Here is a 21750-nt window from a genome sequence, read left to right as displayed (position 1 = left end):
TTGTTTGTCGCGGGGTTACCACTGCAACGTGCCGGTAGCGTAGGCGCGGAAACCTTCGTAGTCCCCGAAGAAGCGCGTGTAGCCGGCGCGGAAATCCATCCAGTCCCAGGGAGAGACGCTTAGACGTGCGCCGAATTCTTGATAACGCAGGGTAGAGGCGTCCGCGAGGAATTTCTTGTCCGTTGCGTCTTCGGGGCCGTGGATGTCGGTTAGGTTCCCGCCGAAAGCGGTATCCTTCGCGACCATGCCCGCAAGGAACGTCGCCCTGATGAACTTGTATGTAGCGGAGAGTTCGGTGTGCAGTTCCTGGCTGTTGGGGCCAAGTTCACTCCCGAGACTCTGCGCGTAGTTTGCATACGTGTAGCCGCCGCCCTTGTGGTGCGTGTACACCCACGGCTCGATGCGCGTGTATTCCGTGAAGAAATCCAGCTGGACGGGACCCGCGTAGATGCTGTCGCGGGCGATGCCTACGGTTGTTGCCCACTTGTTGCCCCACCAGCTGTCGTCGAACATGCTCGTGGGCGTCTTCATGTCGTCCCACAGGAGTTCGCCGTAGAATTCCCAGTGCCTTATCGTCTTTACGCTCAGGTTGAACGCGAGCGAGATGTTGTCCTGGTCGCCCTGGATGTGTTCCTGGAAATTGTAGAGGATGAACGGGAGCACGTACGCCCACTCGAATTCGCGCCCCGTGCTATCGGCGTCGTGGTTCGGGTTCGTGCCCGCGGGTTCGGTTGTCGTCCCGTACAGCGATGTCTCGGATAGCCCGAGGGTAATGCGCGCCGGTAGCCTGATGTCGAGGTTGTGGAAATGGAAGTACTTGCCCGCGTTCTTTTTTTCGAAAAGCTTTGCGGCGTATTGCGTGTACGTGACCGGCCCGATTTCGAAGCGGTAACCGAAGTAGGGGAACGGGGCGGGCTCGCTTATGCGGGCCGAGGAATCTTGCCACGGACGGTAGTTGTTTTTCTCGCCGCGGAGAATCACGTGGTTGTAGCGTGCCGGCCCGTATTCGATGAAGTCAAAACCGGCGAGTAGCGTGAGCGGCTTGAGCCTGTAGTCAATGCTTGCCGCGAACTGGTCCCAGGTGCGCTTGTTTTCGCTTTGCTTGTTGTAGGGGTAACCTTCGCTCGGGTTGTAGAAATGGTCGGCGATTTCCCTGTTCGTGTAGTCGGTGAATATCCTTGCCCTCGCGCGGAAGTTGAGCGCCGGGGTAAAGTGCCCGTCGAGGAACAGCCGCACCGACATGGAGTTGTCGTAGTGCGTGGGGGCGTTGTCGAGGTTCGTGATGACTGCGGAATCGACGAGCTGCCCGCGAATGTTCACGAGGAAATCGCGTGCCGAGTCCTGGAAGGCTATGTGCGTTACCTTGGGGTCGCCCGGATTTGCCGCACTTGCGATGGATGCGACCGTGAAAAGCAATATGCCGAGAAGGGTTTTGTACTTACGCATAAAATCCTCCGTTCTTCTGTATGAACTTGCGGAAACTTTCTTCGGATGCGAGAATTTGCAGAATCTTTATGGCACGAAGCGGCTGTAACCTGAAAACGCGAATAGCGAGCGAGAGGAATAGCCCGACCTTGACCTGGAATTCGGGGAACATGTATTTGCGGGCAAAGAGGATGCGGTTCCTTATCATGAGGCAGTCGATGAAGAAGGGGACCTTGCCCTTGCCTTCTTCGCTGCCGGTAGAACTCCCGATATCGTGCCGTACGATGCTCCGGGTTGCCCATGCGATGTCGAACCCAGCGAGGCGCGCTCTGTAGCAGTAGTCGCTCTCTTCGAAATACAGGAAGTATTCTTCGGGAAGTTCTCCTGCCTTCTGCAGGCAGTCGGGCGATATCAGGAACGATGAGCCTTCGACGTAGTGGAACCCGCGTTCTTCGGGCGATGCGGCCCGGCGTACCGTCGCGTAGTTCGAGTTGACGAACCCGACTCCGCCTGCGAAATTCCCCTGCATGTCTACGATCTGCGAGCCGGTTATGCCCGCGTGCGTGTTTACGGCGACATTGAGAAGTTCCTTGAGGGCGTCCGGTTCGGGAAGCGTGTCGTTGTTCAATAGCCAGAGGAACCCTTCGAACCCGCTCTGTTTTGCGGCGCGGATGCCCTGGTTGCAGGCGGCGGCGAACCCGATATTGTTCTCGTTCCAGAAACATTCGATTTCGAATGATTCCGAGCGACCTTGCGGGAAGGCCTTCTTGAAGGTGCTGCGCGATTCCTCGGTCGAAGCGTTGTCGACAAGGTACACGCGTTCGGGCTTTACGCTCATGCGTGCGAGCGCGCGTATACAGGCGATGGTCTTTTCCATGTTCCTGTAGTTTACGAGGACTGTCCGTACCGGAAGGCTCATTTGCTTATACCTTCCTTGAAGGCTTTCAGGAATGCGTCGCCGTACTTGCGCTCCGGTTCAAGATGCGCGCTTTCTGCCCACTCGTTCCAGGCGTTCACGAACAGGAACTGGTTGCGTTCGGGGCGTTTGCGCACGATACTTGCGGCTTCGCTTACCCAGCGGGCGAAATCTTCCGGGTTGTCGTTCTGGATGACGGTTGCGGCCTTGCGCCTCGGGGAGTTGTCCCAGTTCGGGAAAACCGTCGGGTAGTGGTTCTGCCCCAGCGTGCCGTAAAGGGCGAGCGCATTGCGGGCGACATCGTTGTACTTGAGGCGCAGTACGGAATTGACCTGCGGGAGCCCCGCCTTCCTGGCAAGAGAGTTCCAGCAGCGCTGCAGGAAACGTACCCCCTTCCCGAACAGGGAACGGCGCGGGTATTCCGTGTTGTTGGGCTGGAAATCCACGATGTCTTCGATGCCGTAAGAATGCAGCGTGTTGTCGTCGACGTCGCAGGCGAAGTTCCTGACGGCGAAAACGCGCACTCCAGGAAAACCTTCGGAGCGGGCCGCCTCGTCTAATATTTGCACGAATCTTGCGGGGTCGTCCATCTTGCCCACGCGGTAGATGATGAATACCGGCTTGCCTTCCGATTTCAGGTAGCGGCTATCCTTGAAAATCTGCACGAGGTATTCTGCGTGTTTGCGGTCGTCCTCTTCGCTGTAGGCCTGCTGGATAAGGACTTCGCTCTCCTTGCCGTCCCAGGCGCGGGACCAGGTTTCATTTGCCCAGCAGAGGCAGAACGGCATGTCGCAGCCCTTGTCGTCGAGCATCTTGTTTAGCGGGGTCTCTAGCAGTTGTTTGCCGCCGAACCAGTAGTGGTAATAGCAGAACGCGTCGATGCCGGAACTTTTTGCAAGTTCGGCCTGTTCATGGCGGGTTTCGTCGCAGCGCAGGTCGTAGTACCCGAGCGCTCCCGGAACTTGCGGTTGCCTGTGCCCGCGGAACATCGGCCTTGCGGCGCTCACGTTGTGCCATTCGGTAAAGCCTGCACCCCACCAGAGGTTGTTCTCCGGTATCGGGTGGAATTGCGGCAGGTAGAAAGCGATAGTCTTCATTTGTCTTTTCCGAATAGCAGGTGGACTGCGGGTGCGCCCAGCATTGAAAATAGAACCTTTTTGAGCCTTCCGTCTTTTTGCGGGAACAGAAACTCTCTGTTGCGGGCAAGAAACGCTAGTGAGCAGGGGAGGAAGGGGTATTTTGCACGTTTTTTCCAGTAGAGGTGTAGTGCGCGGGCGAAGCGCTTTTCGTCGGGCGTGAGGCCGAGCGAATCGGACTTCTCGCAAATGAGGGCGCTCCACGCGATTTGCTTTTTGCAGGTCTCGTCGAAAGTGTAGCGGTTGCCTAGCCCGACGGCGTTGGAGTTGTGAAGCCTGTATTGTATGACAGGCGTATCGATGCAGGCGATGCCCCCGTTCTTTGCCGCAAGTAGCCCTATCCAGGCGTCATGAACGCCCACGGCCTCTGGAATGGGCAGAATCTTATCGAGAAGCGATGCGCGGAAAAGGGATAGGCACCCTGTCACGTTGTTCGTGCCCGCGATGCGCGTCTTGAACGGCTCGCTTGTCGCGATGTGGGCCACTTTCCGCCAGGAGGGGTAAATCAGCTTGCCTTCGCCGTCGATTACTTCGGCATCGCCCAGGATGAGCGATGGCTTGTTCGGGCTGTTCTCGATGGCGTTTTCGAGCAGGCGTAATTTCTGCGGAAGCCAAATGTCGTCCTGGTCGGCAAGCGCGATAAGGTCATCGGGGGAAAGTTCCTTCCGTGCAATTTCGAGTGCCGCGGAGAATGCTGCCCGGTGGCCCGTATTATGGGGTAGCGCTTCCAGGCAGATGGGCAGTTTGGAGGCGTAATTGCGCAATATTTCGGGAGTGGAATCGCTTGAACCGTCGTCGATGGCAAAGACGATGTCGGCCCTGCGCTCTTGCGAGACGAGGGAATCGAGCATCTGTGGGAGATACCGTGCGCCGTTGTATGTCGCGAGGACGATTGCGATTCTTGCCATATCGAGAATATAGCAATATGAGGCGCGAAAACATACTGGCGGTTGTTTTGCTTTGCAGGCAATGACAAAAAAAATCTATTTTTCGGGAATATGGCGCAGAAGCGCAAAATACTTTTTGTTTGTGACAAGAACGAACGCACGAGTTTTGGCCGTTTGACCATGAACTTGCTTGACGCCGTGCACGATTCGTTCGAAACGCATGTTCTCTGGCTTAAGACTCCGAAGTTTTTCGCAGGCGAGGCGGCAAGGATGTCTGCCTCGGAGCCGGTCGCGGATGCCCGTGGCTTCACGGCGCACGAAATTTGGGCGAAGTCGCTCTATACGGGATTTTTCGCCTTCCGGGCGCCATTGAAAAAGGCATTGCGAGAGATTGCTCCGGATATCGTGTTCTTTATTCGCCCCGAGCTCGGGTTCCTTGTGCCGGTCGCTAAGTCCGCATGCCCTTCGGCCCGCGAGGTAATGTTCGTGCACGATACGTTCGCCGAGACGCTCTACCCGCACAGCATAAAGTTCAAGCTTTTGAACATGTTCTTTGTACGCGGGACGCTCTGTGCGGACGGCTACGTTTACAATTCGAATTGGACGCGGGGCGAGGCGGCCAAGTATTTTGGCAAGAAGATGGCCGATGCGCCGGGGAAGGTGATTGGCTGCCCGATTGATTCAGCGTTGTTCAAGGCCCCGGAAACTCCCGTGACACAGGAGGAACGTGCCGCGTTCCGCAGGAAGCACGGTATGCGTAATTTTCAGGGCATGTGCCTGAATGTGAGCCTGGACGAGCCGCGCAAGAATATCGATACGTATTTCGAGATGGCGCGTCTGCGGCCCGATGTAGCATTTGTGCGCGTGGGCAAGTTCTCGGAGCGCTTGCGCGCGATAGTGAACGAGAAGAAACTCTGTAACGTGTTCCACTTCAATGAATTCAGCGCGCAGGAATTGCGGGAATTCTACCGCCACGCCGACCTGATGGTTTACCCGAGCTTTCTGGAAGGCTTCGGGCTTCCGCCTATCGAGGCGATAGCTTGCGGCACACCGGCGGTGTGCGCAAGGGCGTCGGCGGTCGCTGAAAACCTGGACGGAGTGTGTCCGCTGATAGCGCCCGCCGACGATGCGGAAGCCTATGCCCGCGTGCTGGACCGCGTACTTGCGGGCGAGAACGTCGTTAATGCAGATGCCGCCCGCAAGCTTCTGGATTACTGCTCCATGAAGGGCTTTGCGGAGCGCGTGCTCGAGTTCCTGGAAACTCCGGGTTGATAAGGCGCATTTCAAATCGCGCCTAGTACAGCTCCGCGATATCTTGCTTATTGAACTTGCTTAAAAGCGTCGCCTTGTCGCGCTTCTCGAAAAGTTCCTTGCGTTTTTTCCATATAAAGTAAATCGCCTTCGGGTTCCTTGCAAGGAAGCGGATGTTCTGCGGAATCCCGAATGATTTTACGAGCGCGTAGGCGAGGTCGTTCGCATGCCAGGCGACATCCGCCGGTTCCTGCGTGTTTGCAACCAGGTACGGCACGGAGAACATCTTCCCGCCGGCATGGAGCATGCGGAACGCATAGTCCGCCAGCTGGACGCTCGGGGCTAGCGCGTCGTCGAGCCTGCCGGTGCGTTGCACTATCCGGCGCGAGAATGCGGCAATATACGGGTGCGGGGCTGCGACAAATCGCATTTTGGCGTTCTCGTCAAGCATGGAGAGCCCTGCCTTCTTGTCGAGCGCGTAGCCCGAAAGGAACTTGCCCGATTGCACGTCATGGATGCGCGGGGCGAACGCGTCGACCATCGGGTAACCCGCGATGCATTCGGCGAGGTCGTTCAGGAACTGCCTGTCAATCGCGATGGACCTGTGCACGAAAACGAGCCATTCCGCCTCGCTATTTTCGACATTCGAGTTCAGGTCGTTGCCGTAGAACCAGCCGAGCGCCTTGTCGGTGAAAGGCGGCGTGAATGGTTCCGGACTATTTGCGGAATCATTTCCACCCCATACGAGAACGTCGAATTGGCGCATTAAAGACCTACGCGGAGCCCGATGCGGTGTTCAAACCCGAGCCCCTGTGCGAGGTACGAGAATGCGTAGTCTAGCGAGAACAGCTTGCTGTTGTAACCGAGGCCTGCGCTCAGCATGCGCGCAGTTTGTGCTTCGTCAGGGCGGCTATCGGCAGAAATGAGCTGCTTCATGTCGCGGGTGAGGTCGAGCCATGCACGCGTGAAGCCTGCGCGGATATAGAAACTCTGCCCGAGGGCGTATTCGCCGGCCAGGTTCAGTTTTGGCTCTGCGTAGCGCGGAAAGTCGCTTTCGGCCATGAGCGTGAGTCTCGGGGCGATAACCGGTCTGTAGTAGCCCGCGATGCCGAAGGTTTGCGACATCGGGTAGAACGCCTCTTCTCCGTCGTCGACGTAGTCGCGTAGCAGGCATCCGAAGTCGCGCGCAATGACGGCGAGTCCGAATATCTTGCTGGATGACTGCCACGAAATGCCCCAGTCGAAGGCTGCACCCCATGCAGTGCGGTCGGTTGCATCGTCGGCGAGGTGCTCGCTTGCGAATTTAGCCGTTACACCCACATGGATATGCTTCATCGGGAACGAAACGGTTGCCGTTGCCATCTGGCTTAGGGGGTTGTAGTCCTTGCCTGTTTCGTTGCCGTATTCGTCATAGCCCGTGAGCGAGCCGTAGTCGAGCCAGTTGTACGAAATCTGGTAAAGGAACCACTTGTAACTCGACGTGTACGATATGGAACCCTGGTTTTCGGCCATGTCGCCCGTTTGCCAGTGAATTTCGGCGATGCGCTTTGTCCCTTCCGGTAGTCGCAGTGCGGCCGGGTTCAGCTGCACGATGGTCGGGTCTGTCGAGGGGAGTGCCGATGCCGCTTTTTCGAGGGCGGCGTTACGCGGACTGTCGAAGGTGCTCAGGAACGAGAACACTTCTTCGCCCTGGTCATTCTGCGAAAAGTATGCGTTCGCGCCCGTCGGGAGTAGTAGGCTCCAGAAGGCGAGCAGTGCAACTTTTCTCTTTAAATCCATGCGCTAAATTTACAAAAAAAACAAAAATGAGACCTGTAACCTTTACAAAAATGCGATTTTTTCGTATATTTGGCTTGCTCGGGCTATTAGCTCAGTTGGTAGAGCAACGCCCTTTTAAGGCGTGGGTCGAAGGTTCGAGCCCTTCATAGCTCAGTGAAAATCCGGTTCCGAATTCTCGGGATCGGATTTTTCTTTTTGATTCATGGTATCGTGCGCGGAGTTCTTAGCGGCTCTCGTGCTTGCTCATGCAGTGCAGGCTGCCGCCTTCCTCGATTACGGTACGGCTGTCGATTCCTATCACGATTCGGTCGGGGAAAGCCTTCTCGAAGAACTTCTGCGCGACAGCATCGTTCTTGCACTTGTATTTCGGGTAAATTAACCCGCCGTTCACGAAAATGAAGTTCATGTAGCTTGCCGGGAGAATCTGCCCGTCGCTGAGCTTGCGCTGCGGTGGGAGCGGGAGAGTCTCAACGACGGCGTTCTTGGCGTAGAAGGCCTTGAGCCAGGTTTCGATGAGGTATTTTGCCTCGGAAAGTACCTGCGCGTTCTTCGATTTCATGCCCTTGTCCCAGGCGATGACGACCTTGTCCTTAGCGATGAATCGGGCCACGTTGTCGATGTGGCCGTCGGTGTGGTCGCCGTTGAGGCCGTGGGGGAGAATCAGCAGGCTCTTGAGGCCAAGCATCTCGCATATCGCCTTGATGATTTTCGACATGTCCTCGGGCTTGTTGCGGTTTTTGCCCACGAGGCAGTCTAGTGTCGTGATGCCGAGCCCGTCTCCGTTCACCTCGATTGCGCCGCCTTCAAAAATAAACGGGACGCTTGCACCTTTGCCGTAGCCGGTGGCCTTCATGATTCTTGCCGGAATCTGGTTGTCGTTTTTCCACGGCGGGAACTTTGCGCCCCAGGCGTTGAACTGCGTCTCGGAAACGATTGTTCTCTTGCCCTGCTTCACGAAGAACGGCCCGTAGTCGCGAATCCAGATGTCGTCGGTCTTGATGTTCAAAAGCGTGACGGGGAAACCCGGGCTCTGGAGCATTTCCATTTCTGCGTCGGTAAGGAATTTCTTGCTTGGCACGAGAAGGTTCACCGGCTGGAAGTCGCTGATGGTGCGGATGAGGTCGATGTAGAACTTGCGGATTTTTACACCGCGTTCACCGTACCAGTTCTGCTCGTTGTGCGGGAAGGCGAGCCATGTGGCCTTCTGGTCTTCCCATTCGGCGGGATATCGGACTGCTTTTGTCATAGTTTTATTCTTCTATTTTTCGCACCAGATCTTGAGAATGTCGCCATAGAGGTCGATGCGGCGGTCGCGGAAGTGCGGCCACCAGCGGCGGTTTTCCTCGGTTTCGGCGAGGTCGATTTCTACGGTAGAGACTCCGAGAAAATCGGGCGAGCATTTCTCGATGAAGTATCCATCGGGAGCGGCAACGAAGCTTGTGCCCCAGAACGTGAGGTGTCCTTCGGTGCCGATGCGGTTAGCCGCCACCACGAACGTGCGGTTGGCAATCGCGTGCCCGCGCATGACGGTTGTCCAGCTGTCCTGCTGGCGCGGGTAGATTTCCTCGGGCTCGCTATCCATCCAGCCAATGGCCGTGGGGTAGATGAGTACGTCTGCGCCCTTGAGGCTCATGATGCGGGCGGCTTCCGGGAACCACTGGTCCCAGCAGATGAGCACGCCGAGCGTACCTGCAGATGTCTTGATGGGCTCGAAACCCGTATCACCCGGGATGAAGTAGTATTTCTCGTAGAAGGCGGGATCGTCGGGAATGTGGCTCTTGCGGTAGAGGCCGGCGATGCTGCCGTCGCGTTCGAACACGAAGGCGGAATTGTGGTAGATGCCGCGGGCGCGCTTTTCGAAGAACGGGAACACCACCACGGCGTTCAGTTCTTTGGCGATGGACTGCCATTGGCCCACAATCGGGTGGTCCTTTTCGATAGCGAGGTCAAAGAAGTCCGCGTTTTCCTCGAAGGGGAAGTAGGGCGTGTGGAAGAGTTCCGGCAGAACCACCAGGTCGTAGCCCTTGCCCTTGAGGGCGCGGGCCTGTTCCACATACCAGGCGTTGTTGCTGTCGAAATCGCCTGTCCACTTGCCTTGCAAAGTTGCGACCTTAATCTTGCTCATAAGTCATCCTCGCGATTCTTGTTGTCATCCCCGCGTTTTTGTCATCCTCGCGCAGGCGAGGATCTACTTACTTTTCGAAATACTCCTTCGCCTTGGCGACAACGTCTTCCACCTTGACCATGGAGAATTCCTTCTCGTTGCGGAACTTCCATTCGACTTCGCCGTTGGCGAGGCCCTTCTTGCCGATGGCGATGCGCACCGGAGAACCCCACAAGTCGGCGTCCTTGAATTTGACGCCCGGGCGTTCGTCGCGGTCGTCCACGAGCACGTCGATGCCGGCGGCTTCGAGTTCCTTTTCGAACTTTTCAGCGAGTTCCAAGAGTTCAGCTTCCTTGCCGATGGGGACGATTTCCACCTGGAACGGGGCGATGGACTTGGGCCAAATCGGTCCGAAGTCATCGTGGCTGTTTTCCACGACGGATGCCATCAGGCGGCCTACGCCGATACCGTAGCAGCCCATGATGGCGGGAGCGGTGGTCTTTTCGGCGGTGAGGAACTTCGCGCCCATGGATTCGGAGAACTTGGTGCCGAGCTTGAAGATGTTGCCCATTTCGATACCGCGGGTCTCGGTGAGGAGTTCGCCGCAGCAGGGGCACTTGCAGACTTCGGAAGCTTCGGCAATGTCCGCCACTTCGAACTTCGGGAAGTCGCGCTTCGGGTTGCAATGCTTGAAGTGGAAGCCTTCTTCGTTGGCACCCGTCACGAGGTCGAAGGAATCGGCAATCGCTTCATCGACAATGATGCGAGTGTCGTGAGAATTAATCGGGGATGCAAAGCCCGGAACCATGCCGCAGGCTTTGATGAGGCTGTCTTCGGCAGGGTAAAGTTCTTTGGCCTTCAGCAAGTTGTGAAGCTTGATTTCGGAAACGTCGAGGTTGCCCGGAACAACCACCGTGATGAGCTTGCCTTCGAAGTCGAAGAACACGCACTTGGCGGTAGATTCGGCAGGCACGTTCAGGAACTTGGTGATTTCTTCGATGCTTTCGCTGTTCGGCGTGGCGACCTTTTCAAGCGTTGCGTTTTCATCGCCCTTGAACGGCACGCGCTGGAACTTCGCGATTTCGCGGTTTGCCTGGTAGCCGCACTTCTTACAAAGAATCAAGTAGTCTTCGCCGTTCGGAGTATCGAGCATGAATTCATGAGCGACCTTACCGCCCATAATGCCCGTATCGCTCTGCACCACCACCGGTTCAATGCCCACGCGACGGTAGATGCGCAGGTAGGCGTCGTATTCTTCCTGGTAGTGACGGTCGAGGTCTTCCTGGCTGGTATGGAAGCTGTAGGCATCCTTCATCAGGAATTCGCGGACGCGGATAAGGCCGCCGCGGGCACGGGCTTCGTCACGGTACTTGGTCTTGAACTGGTAGAGCATCACCGGGAGCTGCTTGTAGCTGTTGAGCACGTAGCGCACGAGGTCGGTCATGGCTTCTTCGTGGGTCATGGCGAGCACCATGTTGTGGTTGTTGCGGTCCTTGAAGCGCAGGAGTTCTTCGCCGATGGCCTGGTAACGGCCCGATTCGCTCCAGAGTTCAGCGGTCTGCACCACCGGCAGGTCCACTTCGATACCGCCAATCTTGTTCATTTCTTCGCGGATGATGTTCACGATCTTCTGGATCACGCGGAAGCCCATCGGCATCATGGAATAGATACCGGTAGAAACGGGCTTGATGTAGCCGCCGCGCATCAAGAAGATGTGGGAGGGCATGGTGGCGTCGCTCGGCGTTTCGCGGAGCGTCACATAGAAGTACTTCGAGAGTTTCATTTTTAGTCCTTTTTGGCGGGCCTGCCGCCGTATAATTTCGGAGGTAAATGTAGAAATTTTACGATGTTGTCTCGCTATCTTCCACGGACTGTGGGCTCTTTTTGCGTTTTTTGAGTTTTTTCAGGAGTATCTTGACTTTTCGGAGAAAAGATTGTATATTAGTGTAAAAGCATCGGAAAACACGCACCGGCTGGTGATGCCGGACTGCAGGAAGGTTACCGATGTTTTTTCTTTTTTGGTCGTTAATGAGTATTTCCCGTTTTTTTAGAAAATTAATAGTGTCTTTGTATTTTGACGGATGAACGGGAGTTGCGTGAATGCCTTTGTTTGCATACCGAATTGATAGAACATTTGTTCTTACGAATTTTTCGCTTCCCGCGTAGCCGATTTCTTTATCAAATTGAACTAATTCTTCTTTTACAAATTCAGCCTTGCTAAAAACAACCAAGCCTGTTCCGATAGATTGGTTTACAAGGCCATAAACATCAATGTCAGAATTGAAATATGCAGCACCGGCAAATCCTTTTTCTTTTGAACTTTTGTCGTAATTTTCAAATGTTTTTGTGCCCGTGATATGTTTTTTCTGACATTCAGAGTTGATACGCTTGGATGCTTTTTCTGTTAAAAACTTTGGCCATAGCACGTTAAGTTCATGATCGGTATATAGACCTCTAGCGCGGGCTCGTTCTATCCGGTTGTCTATTGCCATGAATTCTCCTATAAACAAAAAAGAGCCGGCCGAATTTACATAAAACCCGACGAATTTCTCGCCATCGGGAATCACATAATAATCGGTCGGCTCTTCGGGCAGGTTCTCTGCCGTTGGCGCGATGGGAGAAATATACAAAAATGTATTTTAACTTGGAGTATGGGTATCCCCTCTAAAAAAGAGTGATTTTCCGCAAAAAAGGACAGAAATAGGCCGTTCTTTGTAAATTTTTTGTACTCAACAGTATTTTTTATGTTATTTTTTTGAGTGAAATAGAGTTTTTGCTCTTGTCTTCTGTGTGAAATCTCGACAATTTCCTTAAGCGTAGACAAGGCGAACGCTCACGTAAATGCGTTTGTCAGACCGCTTTTTGCGGTTTGTTTTTGCGTATTTCGGCAAAACTGTGTTTTTACAGTATTGTCGCCCGTTTGGGGCGTGGGTCGTTTGCGTTTATCGCTTAAAGGCAGTCGAGAGCCCCACGCAGGTAAATGCAACGATCTGCGCCTTTTTTTGTTTTTCAAATGGCATGGCTTGTTGCCGACAGGGGCAAACTCCATAAGCTTAAACAATGGAGGCTGTCATGGCTGCGGAAAAACATTACTTCCAGTTCTTCAATAAACTCCTAGTTTTGATTGCGGTGGCTCTAAGCTTTTGTATGGTCGCCTGTTCGGGTGCCGATGGCAAGGATGGAATTGCTGGTGCCGACGGTCGCGATGGAAGAGACGGACTAGCAGGTACAAATGGTAAGGATGGAACACCGGGTGTTGATGGTAAAGATGGTGCCCCTGGTGCAAACGGAAAAGATGCTGTTGTGAATATTGATTCTCTCGCCGACGCAATTCGAAAAGAAATCTCTGGTTCTCTTTGGGACAGTGTGAAAACAGCTCCCAATATCGATACAGTCTACAAAAATCTTTTCGACCAGGCTTTCGGCGAGGCCTGGATGGATTCGACCCGACAGGCGATTATTGACAGCCTTTATGCTGAATCCTATATGGATTCGGTCAATGGCGACCTTTTTGGAAAGGCCTTTGGTAAAGAATGGATGGACTCTGTTCGCCAGACTCTCATTGACAGTCTTTATGCGGAATCTTATGTTGACTCGGTTTATAAAAATAGTTTTGACAGTGCGTTTAGCGAAGCATGGATTGATTCTGCGCGTCAGGCATTGATTGATAGCCTTAAAGAAGCGGACTATGATTCGCTTTATAATAAACTCTATGACAGTGTTTATAGTGATATTTACAGACAAAGTGTAATTAGGACTTTGTATGCTAAAGATGATGGCATGGATGAAATCTATGGTGCATACGCAAATCAGTATTCGCTAATGTATAAGGATTTTCCTATTGCTGATGAAAATGGTGACTCAATAATAATTCAATCACCATTTCCTATTTTCATCTATGATTCGTGTGATGTTTTATCAGAGAGTTGTAACCAAAAGAAAATAATGGTAAAGACATGGATTTCTGGTTATACTGATACGATAACTGCGACAGGTGTTGTTAAACCTCATTCTAGGCTAATTCTTTCTCCGTCGTTTAAATTTAATGATAATGCATTGTATGCTTTGTCTGCACCAAAACAGACTTTACGACATATAGAAGCTTATGCCCTTGAAAATAATTGTAAGATGCTGTTCTATACAGAGTCTAAGCCTGTGACTATACACCCGATGCAGATCTTTTCGACCAAAGCAATACCTGATAAAAGATTGTGGATAGGAGCTTGGGTAACTCCGATGGCGGATTCTATAACGAAGATTGTTGATGAAGTTGCAAAAAAACTACCCAATGGTGAACTCAAGGTTTATCAAAAATACGGACAAGATGAATCAATTGAGATGAGTACTTATCGTGTGGTTAAAGCTGTTTTTGAAGTCCTTCAGTCACGAAATATTAAGTATGTCGAAAATAATGGCGCAGCAAGTCTAGGTCAAAGAGTTAATTATCCTGTTGAAACGCTCCGAAAAAGACAAGGAATATGTATTGAAACCGCTGTGCTCTTTGCATCAGTATTAGAACGTCTGGGACTTCTTGCATATGTTATATTCATTCCTTCGCACGCTTTTGTTGGGTGGATTGAAAATCCTCTTGGTGATGATTTAAGTTTCGTTGAAACAACAATGATTGGTAATACAAGTTGGACATTTTATGATGCAGTTCAAGAAGGAATAAGGCATTATTACGATCCATTGGGGGATGAAAGTTATGAAATGGATTCAACTTTTAGCGTTCCCATTTATCGTCTTCGTGAATTAGGCTTGATGCCCAATAACATCCCATAAAAGAGTGTTGAATGGATAATCTAAGTCGCGCATGACAAGAAAAATCAAGGGACGGAGCATGTCTCCGTCCTTTTTGTATCTAATGCATTTTAAGCGAACTTATTTGGGTAATTCATTTTTCTTTGCCGAAAGCATGGCTTTGGCTTCGGCGATTTTTTCCGGAGGAACGCCCAGTTTTTCAAACACGCTGAGAGCGTCTGCGTGGCCTTCCGTTTTGCCTTCTGCCTTGCCTTCAGCAATGCCTTCAGCCAAGCCTTCGGCCTTGCCCTCCGCACGGGCGCGGACCTTCAGCGAGGCCAGATAGTCCAGTTCTTCTTCCGTCATCACCATGTTCTTTGCCTGTTCCTTCAGGAGTTTTTCCGATGCTGTTCCCACAAGGAGGCGCTTGATCGCTTTCGCGATAACACCGTCGTCGAAATCGGGGAGGTCGTCGGACGAACCTGCGTTCTTGAGCAGGTAGAGCCAGCGGTCCTCGGCGGTGTTGATTTCTTCGCGTTTCTTGCTGAACTGCGTCAGGTCGTACAAAATATACTTAACCTTTTCAGAAAGCGTCAAGCCCTGCTCGTTGCGGATTGCCCAGGTGCCGCGGTATCCGGACTGCTTTTCCAGGTAAAAATCGCAAATCCAGATGGCGAAGGTGGGCGGAATTTCGTACCGGGAGGCTTCGCGCAGAGCGCGCTCCTCGTCGGTGAGTTCCCTCGCGGGTTCCTTGAAGAATTCCTGGTCCCATTCGTGCTTGCTCTGGAGCATGAATGCGCTGTGCTGCAAAAGGATGCGTTCGATGAAGCGGCTGTGCTTCGCCTTCTGCATTTCCACATTGATGCTGAATCCGGTCGAAGTCGTGGCGCGAATGTCGAGCCTGAACGTCTTGACCTGCGGAAAGAGGATGTTCACTTCCGTATTCTTGATGGTGACGGCGGTGATACGGTTGTCGCCTTCCAGCTGGAACACTCCGTTCAAGAAACTGATAAGCGCCTGCTCGTCGCTCAGAAAAGCCTTGAATGCGGCGTCGTAGAGCGGGTCGAGATAGGTGCGCTTCTTGATTTCTTCGTAGGTCTGCTGGATCCAGATATCACGGGAAATCTGTGCGTAGTCGGGAACAAAGTCTTCCTGTTCCATAGGTATTCCTTTGCCGTATAGACGTTTACGGTACGCGAAAGGGACGCGTAAACATACGGCGGTTAAAGTGCTGTGTTTTTTTGGAAATGCACCCGCATTTTTGCGGGTGGAACTCTACGTTGCTCGCCATGGGGCCGGCTTCCCCACAGGGTTCCTGTCCTCGAGCCGCAGGCTAGTTGCACCATGCGGAGGGAGAACGGCGTCAAGCAGATAGTTAAACTTCCTGCCCGGATTGAATACGCTGTCAGCAGGATTAATGCAATCTACGGGGTATAATATACATAATTTGATGGGCCGCGTGCAAGCTTTTTTCTATCTTTACCACGTTCAAAATTTCAAGTGACTAGGTCACAGGATTAGATTAACATGGCAATGCAAGACATGAATGACCAGGTGCAGGCTCGTTTGGCGAAGCTTGCGAAGTTCAAGGAAATGGGCATCGAGGCCTATCCGCACAAGTTCAACCGCACGCACGATTCCAAGATGCTCAAGGAAAACAAGGAAGCCCTGATGGCATCGGGCGAGGAAGTCGCCTTCGCTGGTCGCGTGGTCCGTTTCAACCGCAAGGGAAAGATGTGCTTTATGCACCTGAAGGACCGCTATGGCCGCCTGCAGGTGGTTTGCGCCCGCGACGAGGTGGGCGAGGAGAACTACGAAGTCGTCAAGATGACCGACCTTGGTGACTTTATCGGCGTGAACGGCTTCATGTTCGAGACGCAGACGGGCGAGTACTCCGTGCACGTGAAGAAGGTGACGATGCTCAGTAAGGCAGTCCGCCCGCTTCCGGTCGCGAAGGAAAAGGTGGACGAGAACGGCAACAAGGTCGTGTTCAACGAATTTGCCGACGTGGATACCCGCTACCGCCAGCGTTACATCGACATGGCCTTGAACGACGACGTGAAGGACGTGTTCATCAAGCGCTTCAAGATTCTGCAGGCTATCCGCGAATACCTCATCGAGAAGGGCTTTATCGAGGTCGAGACCCCGACGCTCCAGCCGATTTACGGTGGCGCGAACGCCCGCCCGTTTACCACGCACCACAACGCCTGCGACATGACGCTCTACTTGCGCGTGGCCCCGGAACTCTACCTGAAGCGCTGCATCGTGGGCGGCATGGAAAAGGTTTTCGAGTTCAGCAAGAATTTCCGTAACGAAGGCATGGACCGCACGCACAGCCCGGAATTCACCGGCCTCGAGTTCTACGAAGCCTACGCCGACTACAACGACATGATGGTGCACTTCGAGAACATCTACGAACGCGCCTGCATTGCGGCGAACGGCACCACCAAGATTGACTACCAGGGGAAGGTTATCGACTTCAAGGCCCCGTGGCCTCGTTACAGCATGATCGAAGCTATCGAGAAGTTCGGCGGCCTGAAGGTCAATGAAATGAGCGACGACGAAATCAAGGCCAAGATGGAAGAGCTGGGCGGCCACCTGGACGGCGAATTCAGCCGCGGCCGCGGGATTCTCGAACTGTTCGAGCTCACCGTGGAAGACAAGCTCATCCAGCCGACCATCATCAAGGACATGCCGACCGAGAGCACCCCGCTCTGCAAGAAGCACCGTACCATCGATGGGCTCATCGAACAGTTCGAGCCGTACGCTAACGGATGGGAGCTGGGCAACGCCTATACCGAACTTAACGACCCCATCCGTCAGCGTGAGCTCCTGGAAGACCAGGTGCGCCGCGGCCGCGGTGGCGAAGGCGAAACGCACCCGATGGACGAGAACTTCATGCATGCCATCGAAAGTGGCCTGCCTCCTACGGGCGGCGTTGGCTTCGGTATCGACCGCATGGTCATGCTCCTCACGAACCAGCAGACCATCCGCGACGTTCAACTCTTCCCGCTGATGAAGCCGGAGACCTAATTATCGATGAATAAACTGGAATGGCTCATCGCCTGGCGTTACCTGGGGGCTCAGCGTAAGAGTCTCTTCGTTTCGCTTATCGGCATCTTCAGTATGCTCGGTGTGAGTATCGGCGTGTTCGCGCTGGTGGTCGCGCTTGCTGCGGTCAACGGCTTCGAGGAAGAGGTCACCGCCCAGATGATAGGGAAGGACGCCCACCTCGAAATCATGTCGTACAACGGCGAGCCTATCGAAAGTTACGACAGTCTTACCCGCGAGGCGAAGAACCGCGATTCGAACATCGTGGCCTCGTCGCCGTTCATCATCTACAAGGTGGGCATCAGCTCCAAGAAGGTGAACGACGGCATAGTGATTTACGGCATCGATGCCGAAAGCGCGAAGGGCGTGACCGACATCTACAAGTACATCAAGTGGGGCGAGTATTCCGTCGATAGCCTGGAAGACCTCACGGGCAAGATGCGCCCGGGAATCATCCTCGGTTCGGGACTTGCGAACCGCCTGCGCGTGGTCGTGGGCGACAAGCTCGTGCTGCAACTGTTCCAGAGCCCGGACGAGGCGCTCGGCTCGGGCCCCAAGATGATGATGTGCGTGGTAAGCGGCATCTTCGAGACGGGCACTTACGAGTACGACGGCAACCTTGCCTACATCGGGCTCAAGGAAATGCAGAAACTGCTCGGCATGGGTGACGCCGTGATGGGTATCCAGTTCCGCATCAAGGACCACTGGAAGGCAGGCGAGGCGGCCTACGACATGAGCCAGTGGCTTACCTACCCGTACTACTCGATGGACTGGAAGGCGAAGAACATCACGCTCCTCAAGTGGATGAACTATGAGAAGTTCATCGTGGCGGCGGTCATCTGCCTCATCATCCTCGTGGCGGCGTTCAACATCATCAGTTCCCTCATCATGGTCGTCATCGACAAGACGAAGGAAATCGGCATCCTCCGCAGCATGGGCTTCAGCAAGGCGGGCATCATGCGCGTGTTCATGCTCATGGGCAGCTTCATTGGCGTGGGCGGCACCATCGTGGGTGGTACCATCGGGCTTGTGCTCTGCAAGTTGCAGGAGGCCTACCACTTCATCACGCTCCCGGGCGATGTCTACGTGATTCCGTACTTCCCGATTTCTGTGCACCTGATTGACGTGGTCCTTATTTTCGTGATTGGCATTGCGCTTTGTGTACTTGCGACCTTGCTCCCGGCATGGAAGGCGAGCAGGCTTGACCCCGTAGGAGCGATTAGGCATGAGTAGTTTATTGCGGACAGTCGACCTCAGGCGCGTGTTCTCCGAGACGGGCGAACAGCTCGAAATCTTGAAGGGCGTGAACTTCTCGATGGAAGAGGGCGAACTCGTGGCGCTCACGGGTTCTTCCGGCTCGGGCAAGTCTACGTTCCTGAACCTCGTGGGCATGCTCGACACGCCGACCTCGGGCGAAATTCTTTTCAAGGGCAAGCCGCTCAGCAAGTTCAACAGCGACGAGCGCGACGCGTACCACCGCTTCAAGGTGGGGTTCGTGTTCCAGTTCCACCACCTGCTCAGCGAGTTTACCGCCATCGAGAACGTGTGCGTTCCGGGCCGCATTGTGGGCCAGTCCGAGAAGGAATGCCGCGAACGTGGCGAGATGCTGTTGGAAACGGTGGGCCTCAAGGACCGCCTCAGGCACTTGCCGCGCGAACTCAGTGGCGGCGAGCGCCAGCGTATTGCGATTGCGCGTGCGCTCATGAATCACCCGGACCTGGTGCTGGCCGACGAACCGAGCGGCAACCTGGACGAGGCGAACTCCGCGAAGCTGAACGAACTCTTTGGCGAACTCAACGAGACGTTCAAGCAGGCCTTCTTGATTGTGACGCACGACGAGAAGTTGGCGAGTTTTGCGAAGCGCCGTGTGGTGATGCATAACGGATTGATTCAGGATATCGGATAGGAGATTTGGTATGGCTGATAATAACGGTATTTTTTCTGCGAAGGCGAAGGCCGTGCTCCAGGCCGCCCGCATGGCGGCGCGCAACCTCGGGAGCGACTGCGTTTCGACCGAGCACCTGCTCCTGGGCCTCGTGCGCGAGGATTCGGGCTTTGCGGTAGAGACCCTCAAGGCGCTCCGGATTAACCTCGTGGACCTGAGCGAGGATATCCAGCGTTCGCTCTCCTCGAACGGCGGGCTCATGACCATCGGCGGCAACCCGCGCGATGGCCTGTTGCAGTTTACGGTTCGCGCGAAGGCGGTGCTTTTCAATGCTGCAAAAATCGCGAAGGAAGAAGGCGACCAGTATATCGGCCCCGAACACCTGATGCTCGCGATTCTCCAGCAGGTAGATTCCCCTGCGGTTGGAATCCTTTCCACATACAACATAACGTACGAAAATTTCCAGCAGACGCTCGACCAGCTCAAGCATAGCGGCGACGGCAACGCCCCGCAGGATATCCCCGAAGAGGGACCGCGCCAGCAGCAGGGCGGGCGCGAGATGCGCGGCGGTTCCAAGTCCAAGACCCCGATTCTCGACCACTTCGGGCGCGACCTCACCGCGATGGCGCGTGCGGGCAAGCTCGACCCGATTATCGGGCGCGAATCCGAAATCGAGCGCCTCATCCAGATTCTCTGCCGCCGCAAGAAGAACAACCCGGCGCTCATTGGCGAACCCGGCGTGGGCAAGACCGCGATTATCGAGGGCCTCGCGCAGAAGATTGTGCAGAAGAAGATTCCCGACCTGCTCGTGAACAAGCGCGTCGTGACGCTCGACGTGGCGGCGATGGTCGCCGGTACCAAGTACCGCGGCCAGTTCGAGGAACGCATGAAGGGCCTCATCATGGAACTCCAGCGCGTGAGCAACTCCGTGATTCTTTTCATCGACGAACTCCACACCATCGTGGGTGCAGGCGGTGCGGAAGGCAGCCTCGATGCGAGCAATATTTTCAAACCCGCGCTTGCGCGTGGTGAACTGCAGTGCATAGGTGCGACGACGATTGACGAATACCGCAAGTACATCGAGAAGGATGCTGCACTCGAGCGCCGCTTCCAGACGATTCTCGTGAATCCGCCTAATTCTGAAGATTCCATCCAGATTCTTGAGGGGCTGCGCCCGAAGTACGAGCAGCACCACAAGGTGCACTACACGCCCGAGGCCATCCGTGCCGCGGTGACGCTTGCCGAACGCTACATCAGCGAGCGTTTTTTGCCGGATAAGGCAATCGACGTGCTCGACGAGACGGGCGCGCGCGTGAAGCTCAATTCCATCAAGGTCCCGCAGGACCTGCTCGACATGGAATCTGAACTTGCCGAAGTCCTTTCGAAGAAGGAAGAGGCGGTCGCGAACCAGGATTACGAGAATGCGGCCAAGTGCCGTGCCCGCGAGGAGGAACTCCAGAGTTCCATCGCGGAACGCAGGAAGCAGCTGCAGGAAGAAGGGCAGGAGACCCCTGTCGTGGACGAGAGCGACATCCGCGACTGCATCAGCAAGATGACGGGCATTCCCGTGAGCCGCCTCGGCGGCGAAGAGACGCAGAAACTCCTGCACCTCGGCGAAGAAATCAAGCAGCGCATTATCGGGCAGGACGCCGCGGTCGATGCGATTGTCAAGTCCATCCGCCGTACGCGTGCGGGCATCCGCAGCAGCAAGCGCCCGATGGGCAGTTTCCTCTTCCTCGGGCCTACCGGCGTGGGCAAGACGGAACTTGCGAAGGTGCTGAGCCTCTCGCTGTTCGGGAGCGAGGAATCCATGATCCGCATCGACATGAGCGAGTACATGGAAAAGCACAGCGTTTCCCGCCTTATCGGTGCTCCTCCGGGATACGTGGGCTTCGAGGAAGGCGGCGGACAGCTCACCGAGAAGGTGCGCAAGAAACCCTATTCCGTGGTGCTCCTCGACGAAATCGAGAAGGCGCATCCGGATATCTACAACATCCTGCTCCAGATTCTCGACGACGGCATCCTTACCGACAGTTACGGCCGCAAGATCAACTTCAAGAACACCATCATCATTATGACGAGTAACGCGGGTGCGCGCGAAGTGCGCCACAGCGGCGGCATGGGGTTCACCAAGGAAGGGGAGACCGATGACTACGAGCGCATGGAAAACGCCATCCGCGAAGAGGTCAAGCGCGTGTTCTCTCCGGAATTCCTGAACCGCATCGACGAGCAGATAGTGTTCCGTGCCTTGAGCAAGAAGGACCTCGTCTCCGTCGTGGACATCCAGATGGGGTTCCTCCAGAAGAACATTTCCGATCGCGGAATCCTGCTGGAAATCAGCCAGGAGGCGAAGGAATTTATCGTGAACAACAATTACGATTCCACCCTGGGGGCGCGACCCATCCGCCGTTCCATCCAGAACCTCGTGGAAGACGCGATTGCCGAAGGGCTCCTGCTCGGTACCCTCACGGACTTCTCCACGATAAGCATCGGCGTCGAAAACGGCAAGCTCAGTTTCAAGTGCGAGAAGATTCAGTCATAATCATCTATAATTCTTTCGTCTTTCGTCTATCGTC

Annotated in this window: 17 protein-coding genes and 1 tRNA gene; 7 read left to right on the top strand and 11 right to left on the bottom strand. The window is 54.6% G+C overall.

Annotation, left to right across the window (positions count from 1 at the left end; genetic code table 11):
• Positions 1-15: 15 nt before the first annotated feature.
• From BUA44_RS08340 to BUA44_RS08325, 4 genes are read right to left on the bottom strand one after another with little or no spacing between them, the layout of a single operon-like run.
• A complete protein-coding gene (locus BUA44_RS08340) occupies positions 16-1446 on the bottom strand; it encodes a hypothetical protein (protein ID WP_072810746.1) in 1431 nt (476 codons plus the stop codon).
• On the bottom strand, positions 1439-2344 hold the full coding sequence (locus BUA44_RS08335; RefSeq protein ID WP_072810743.1) for a glycosyltransferase family 2 protein: 906 nt from the start codon (positions 2342-2344) through the stop codon (positions 1439-1441). Before BUA44_RS08335 ends, BUA44_RS08340 begins: the two co-directional genes overlap by 8 nt.
• On the bottom strand, positions 2341-3438 hold the full coding sequence (locus BUA44_RS08330) for a glycosyltransferase WbsX family protein (protein WP_072810741.1): 1098 nt from the start codon (positions 3436-3438) through the stop codon (positions 2341-2343). Before BUA44_RS08330 ends, BUA44_RS08335 begins: the two co-directional genes overlap by 4 nt.
• On the bottom strand, positions 3435-4385 hold the full coding sequence (locus BUA44_RS08325; RefSeq protein WP_072810738.1) for a glycosyltransferase: 951 nt from the start codon (positions 4383-4385) through the stop codon (positions 3435-3437). Before BUA44_RS08325 ends, BUA44_RS08330 begins: the two co-directional genes overlap by 4 nt.
• 90 nt (positions 4386-4475) lie before the next feature.
• Between BUA44_RS08325 and BUA44_RS08320 the strand changes: the two genes are divergently transcribed.
• Positions 4476-5636 (top strand): glycosyltransferase, encoded by a 1161-nt coding sequence (locus BUA44_RS08320; protein WP_072810735.1) that lies wholly within the window; start codon positions 4476-4478, stop codon positions 5634-5636.
• A 22-nt stretch (positions 5637-5658) separates the two neighbouring features.
• Here BUA44_RS08320 and BUA44_RS08315 read toward each other — a convergent pair whose 3' ends face one another.
• Together BUA44_RS08315 and BUA44_RS08310 are read right to left on the bottom strand one after the other, a co-directional pair.
• Positions 5659-6381, bottom strand: coding sequence for a hypothetical protein (locus tag BUA44_RS08315; protein ID WP_072810733.1), 723 nt, complete (start codon positions 6379-6381; stop codon positions 5659-5661).
• Entirely contained in the window at positions 6381-7394 is a 1014-nt protein-coding gene (locus BUA44_RS08310; protein WP_072810731.1) for a PorV/PorQ family protein, read from the bottom strand. The genes BUA44_RS08315 and BUA44_RS08310 overlap by 1 nt, the downstream gene beginning before the upstream one ends.
• 80 nt (positions 7395-7474) lie before the next feature.
• On the opposite strand from BUA44_RS08310, the gene BUA44_RS08305 reads away from it, so the two are divergent.
• Positions 7475-7547 (top strand) — tRNA-Lys (locus BUA44_RS08305).
• Positions 7548-7617: 70 nt separating this feature from the next.
• On the opposite strand, the gene BUA44_RS08300 is transcribed toward BUA44_RS08305, so the two are convergent.
• From BUA44_RS08300 to BUA44_RS08285, 4 genes are all read right to left on the bottom strand, one after another.
• Positions 7618-8640 carry an agmatine deiminase family protein gene (locus BUA44_RS08300; protein WP_072810729.1) on the bottom strand — a complete coding sequence of 341 codons (1023 nt, stop codon included), beginning with the start codon at positions 8638-8640 and terminating at the stop codon, positions 7618-7620.
• 12 nt (positions 8641-8652) lie between these two features.
• On the bottom strand, positions 8653-9519 hold the full coding sequence (locus BUA44_RS08295) for a carbon-nitrogen hydrolase (RefSeq protein WP_072810727.1): 867 nt from the start codon (positions 9517-9519) through the stop codon (positions 8653-8655).
• Between the two features lie 67 nt (positions 9520-9586).
• Positions 9587-11281: a proline--tRNA ligase gene (locus BUA44_RS08290; protein ID WP_072810724.1), complete on the bottom strand. Its 1695-nt coding sequence runs from the start codon at positions 11279-11281 to the stop codon at positions 9587-9589.
• Between the two features lie 58 nt (positions 11282-11339).
• Positions 11340-12128, bottom strand: coding sequence for a polymorphic toxin type 50 domain-containing protein (locus BUA44_RS08285; RefSeq protein ID WP_072810721.1), 789 nt, complete (start codon positions 12126-12128; stop codon positions 11340-11342).
• Positions 12129-12570: 442 nt separating this feature from the next.
• Here BUA44_RS08285 and BUA44_RS08280 point away from each other — a divergent pair, with 442 nt between their 5' ends.
• Positions 12571-14280: a transglutaminase-like domain-containing protein gene (locus BUA44_RS08280; RefSeq protein ID WP_143151915.1), complete on the top strand. Its 1710-nt coding sequence runs from the start codon at positions 12571-12573 to the stop codon at positions 14278-14280.
• Positions 14281-14379: 99 nt separating this feature from the next.
• On the opposite strand, the gene BUA44_RS08275 is transcribed toward BUA44_RS08280, so the two are convergent.
• The gene (locus BUA44_RS08275) at positions 14380-15399 is read right to left on the bottom strand and encodes an Rpn family recombination-promoting nuclease/putative transposase (protein ID WP_072810716.1); all 1020 of its coding nucleotides are present in this window, start codon (positions 15397-15399) and stop codon (positions 14380-14382) included.
• 366 nt (positions 15400-15765) lie between these two features.
• Between BUA44_RS08275 and lysS the strand changes: the two genes are divergently transcribed.
• Genes lysS through BUA44_RS08255 form a run of 4 tightly spaced genes read left to right on the top strand, consistent with a single transcriptional unit; the run spans position 15766 to position 21716 of the window.
• Positions 15766-17271, top strand: a complete 1506-nt coding sequence (lysS, locus tag BUA44_RS08270; protein ID WP_072810714.1) for a lysine--tRNA ligase — start codon at positions 15766-15768, stop codon at positions 17269-17271.
• Positions 17272-17277: 6 nt separating this feature from the next.
• Positions 17278-18522, top strand: coding sequence for an FtsX-like permease family protein (locus BUA44_RS08265; RefSeq protein WP_072810712.1), 1245 nt, complete (start codon positions 17278-17280; stop codon positions 18520-18522).
• On the top strand, positions 18515-19195 hold the full coding sequence (locus BUA44_RS08260; RefSeq protein WP_072810710.1) for an ABC transporter ATP-binding protein: 681 nt from the start codon (positions 18515-18517) through the stop codon (positions 19193-19195). The genes BUA44_RS08265 and BUA44_RS08260 overlap by 8 nt, the downstream gene beginning before the upstream one ends.
• 10 nt (positions 19196-19205) lie before the next feature.
• Positions 19206-21716, top strand: coding sequence for an ATP-dependent Clp protease ATP-binding subunit (locus BUA44_RS08255; protein WP_072810708.1), 2511 nt, complete (start codon positions 19206-19208; stop codon positions 21714-21716).
• The last annotated feature ends 34 nt before the right edge of the window (positions 21717-21750 follow it).

It is taken from the genome of Fibrobacter sp. UWR3 (genome assembly GCF_900143055.1).
Lineage (GTDB): Bacteria > Fibrobacterota > Fibrobacteria > Fibrobacterales > Fibrobacteraceae > Fibrobacter.
This window is presented reverse-complemented; position numbering and strand designations above follow the sequence as displayed.

Coding starts and splice junctions, on each gene's coding strand:
- BUA44_RS08340 (WP_072810746.1), bottom strand. CDS start 1,446: ATGCGTAAGTACAAAACCCTTCTCGGCATATTGCTTTTCACGGTCGCA.
- BUA44_RS08335 (WP_072810743.1), bottom strand. CDS start 2,344: ATGAGCCTTCCGGTACGGACAGTCCTCGTAAACTACAGGAACATGGAA.
- BUA44_RS08330 (WP_072810741.1), bottom strand. CDS start 3,438: ATGAAGACTATCGCTTTCTACCTGCCGCAATTCCACCCGATACCGGAG.
- BUA44_RS08325 (WP_072810738.1), bottom strand. CDS start 4,385: ATGGCAAGAATCGCAATCGTCCTCGCGACATACAACGGCGCACGGTAT.
- BUA44_RS08320 (WP_072810735.1), top strand. CDS start 4,476: ATGGCGCAGAAGCGCAAAATACTTTTTGTTTGTGACAAGAACGAACGC.
- BUA44_RS08315 (WP_072810733.1), bottom strand. CDS start 6,381: ATGCGCCAATTCGACGTTCTCGTATGGGGTGGAAATGATTCCGCAAAT.
- BUA44_RS08310 (WP_072810731.1), bottom strand. CDS start 7,394: ATGGATTTAAAGAGAAAAGTTGCACTGCTCGCCTTCTGGAGCCTACTA.
- BUA44_RS08300 (WP_072810729.1), bottom strand. CDS start 8,640: ATGACAAAAGCAGTCCGATATCCCGCCGAATGGGAAGACCAGAAGGCC.
- BUA44_RS08295 (WP_072810727.1), bottom strand. CDS start 9,519: ATGAGCAAGATTAAGGTCGCAACTTTGCAAGGCAAGTGGACAGGCGAT.
- BUA44_RS08290 (WP_072810724.1), bottom strand. CDS start 11,281: ATGAAACTCTCGAAGTACTTCTATGTGACGCTCCGCGAAACGCCGAGC.
- BUA44_RS08280 (WP_143151915.1), top strand. CDS start 12,571: ATGGCTGCGGAAAAACATTACTTCCAGTTCTTCAATAAACTCCTAGTT.
- BUA44_RS08275 (WP_072810716.1), bottom strand. CDS start 15,399: ATGGAACAGGAAGACTTTGTTCCCGACTACGCACAGATTTCCCGTGAT.
- lysS (WP_072810714.1), top strand. CDS start 15,766: ATGGCAATGCAAGACATGAATGACCAGGTGCAGGCTCGTTTGGCGAAG.
- BUA44_RS08265 (WP_072810712.1), top strand. CDS start 17,278: ATGAATAAACTGGAATGGCTCATCGCCTGGCGTTACCTGGGGGCTCAG.
- BUA44_RS08260 (WP_072810710.1), top strand. CDS start 18,515: ATGAGTAGTTTATTGCGGACAGTCGACCTCAGGCGCGTGTTCTCCGAG.
- BUA44_RS08255 (WP_072810708.1), top strand. CDS start 19,206: ATGGCTGATAATAACGGTATTTTTTCTGCGAAGGCGAAGGCCGTGCTC.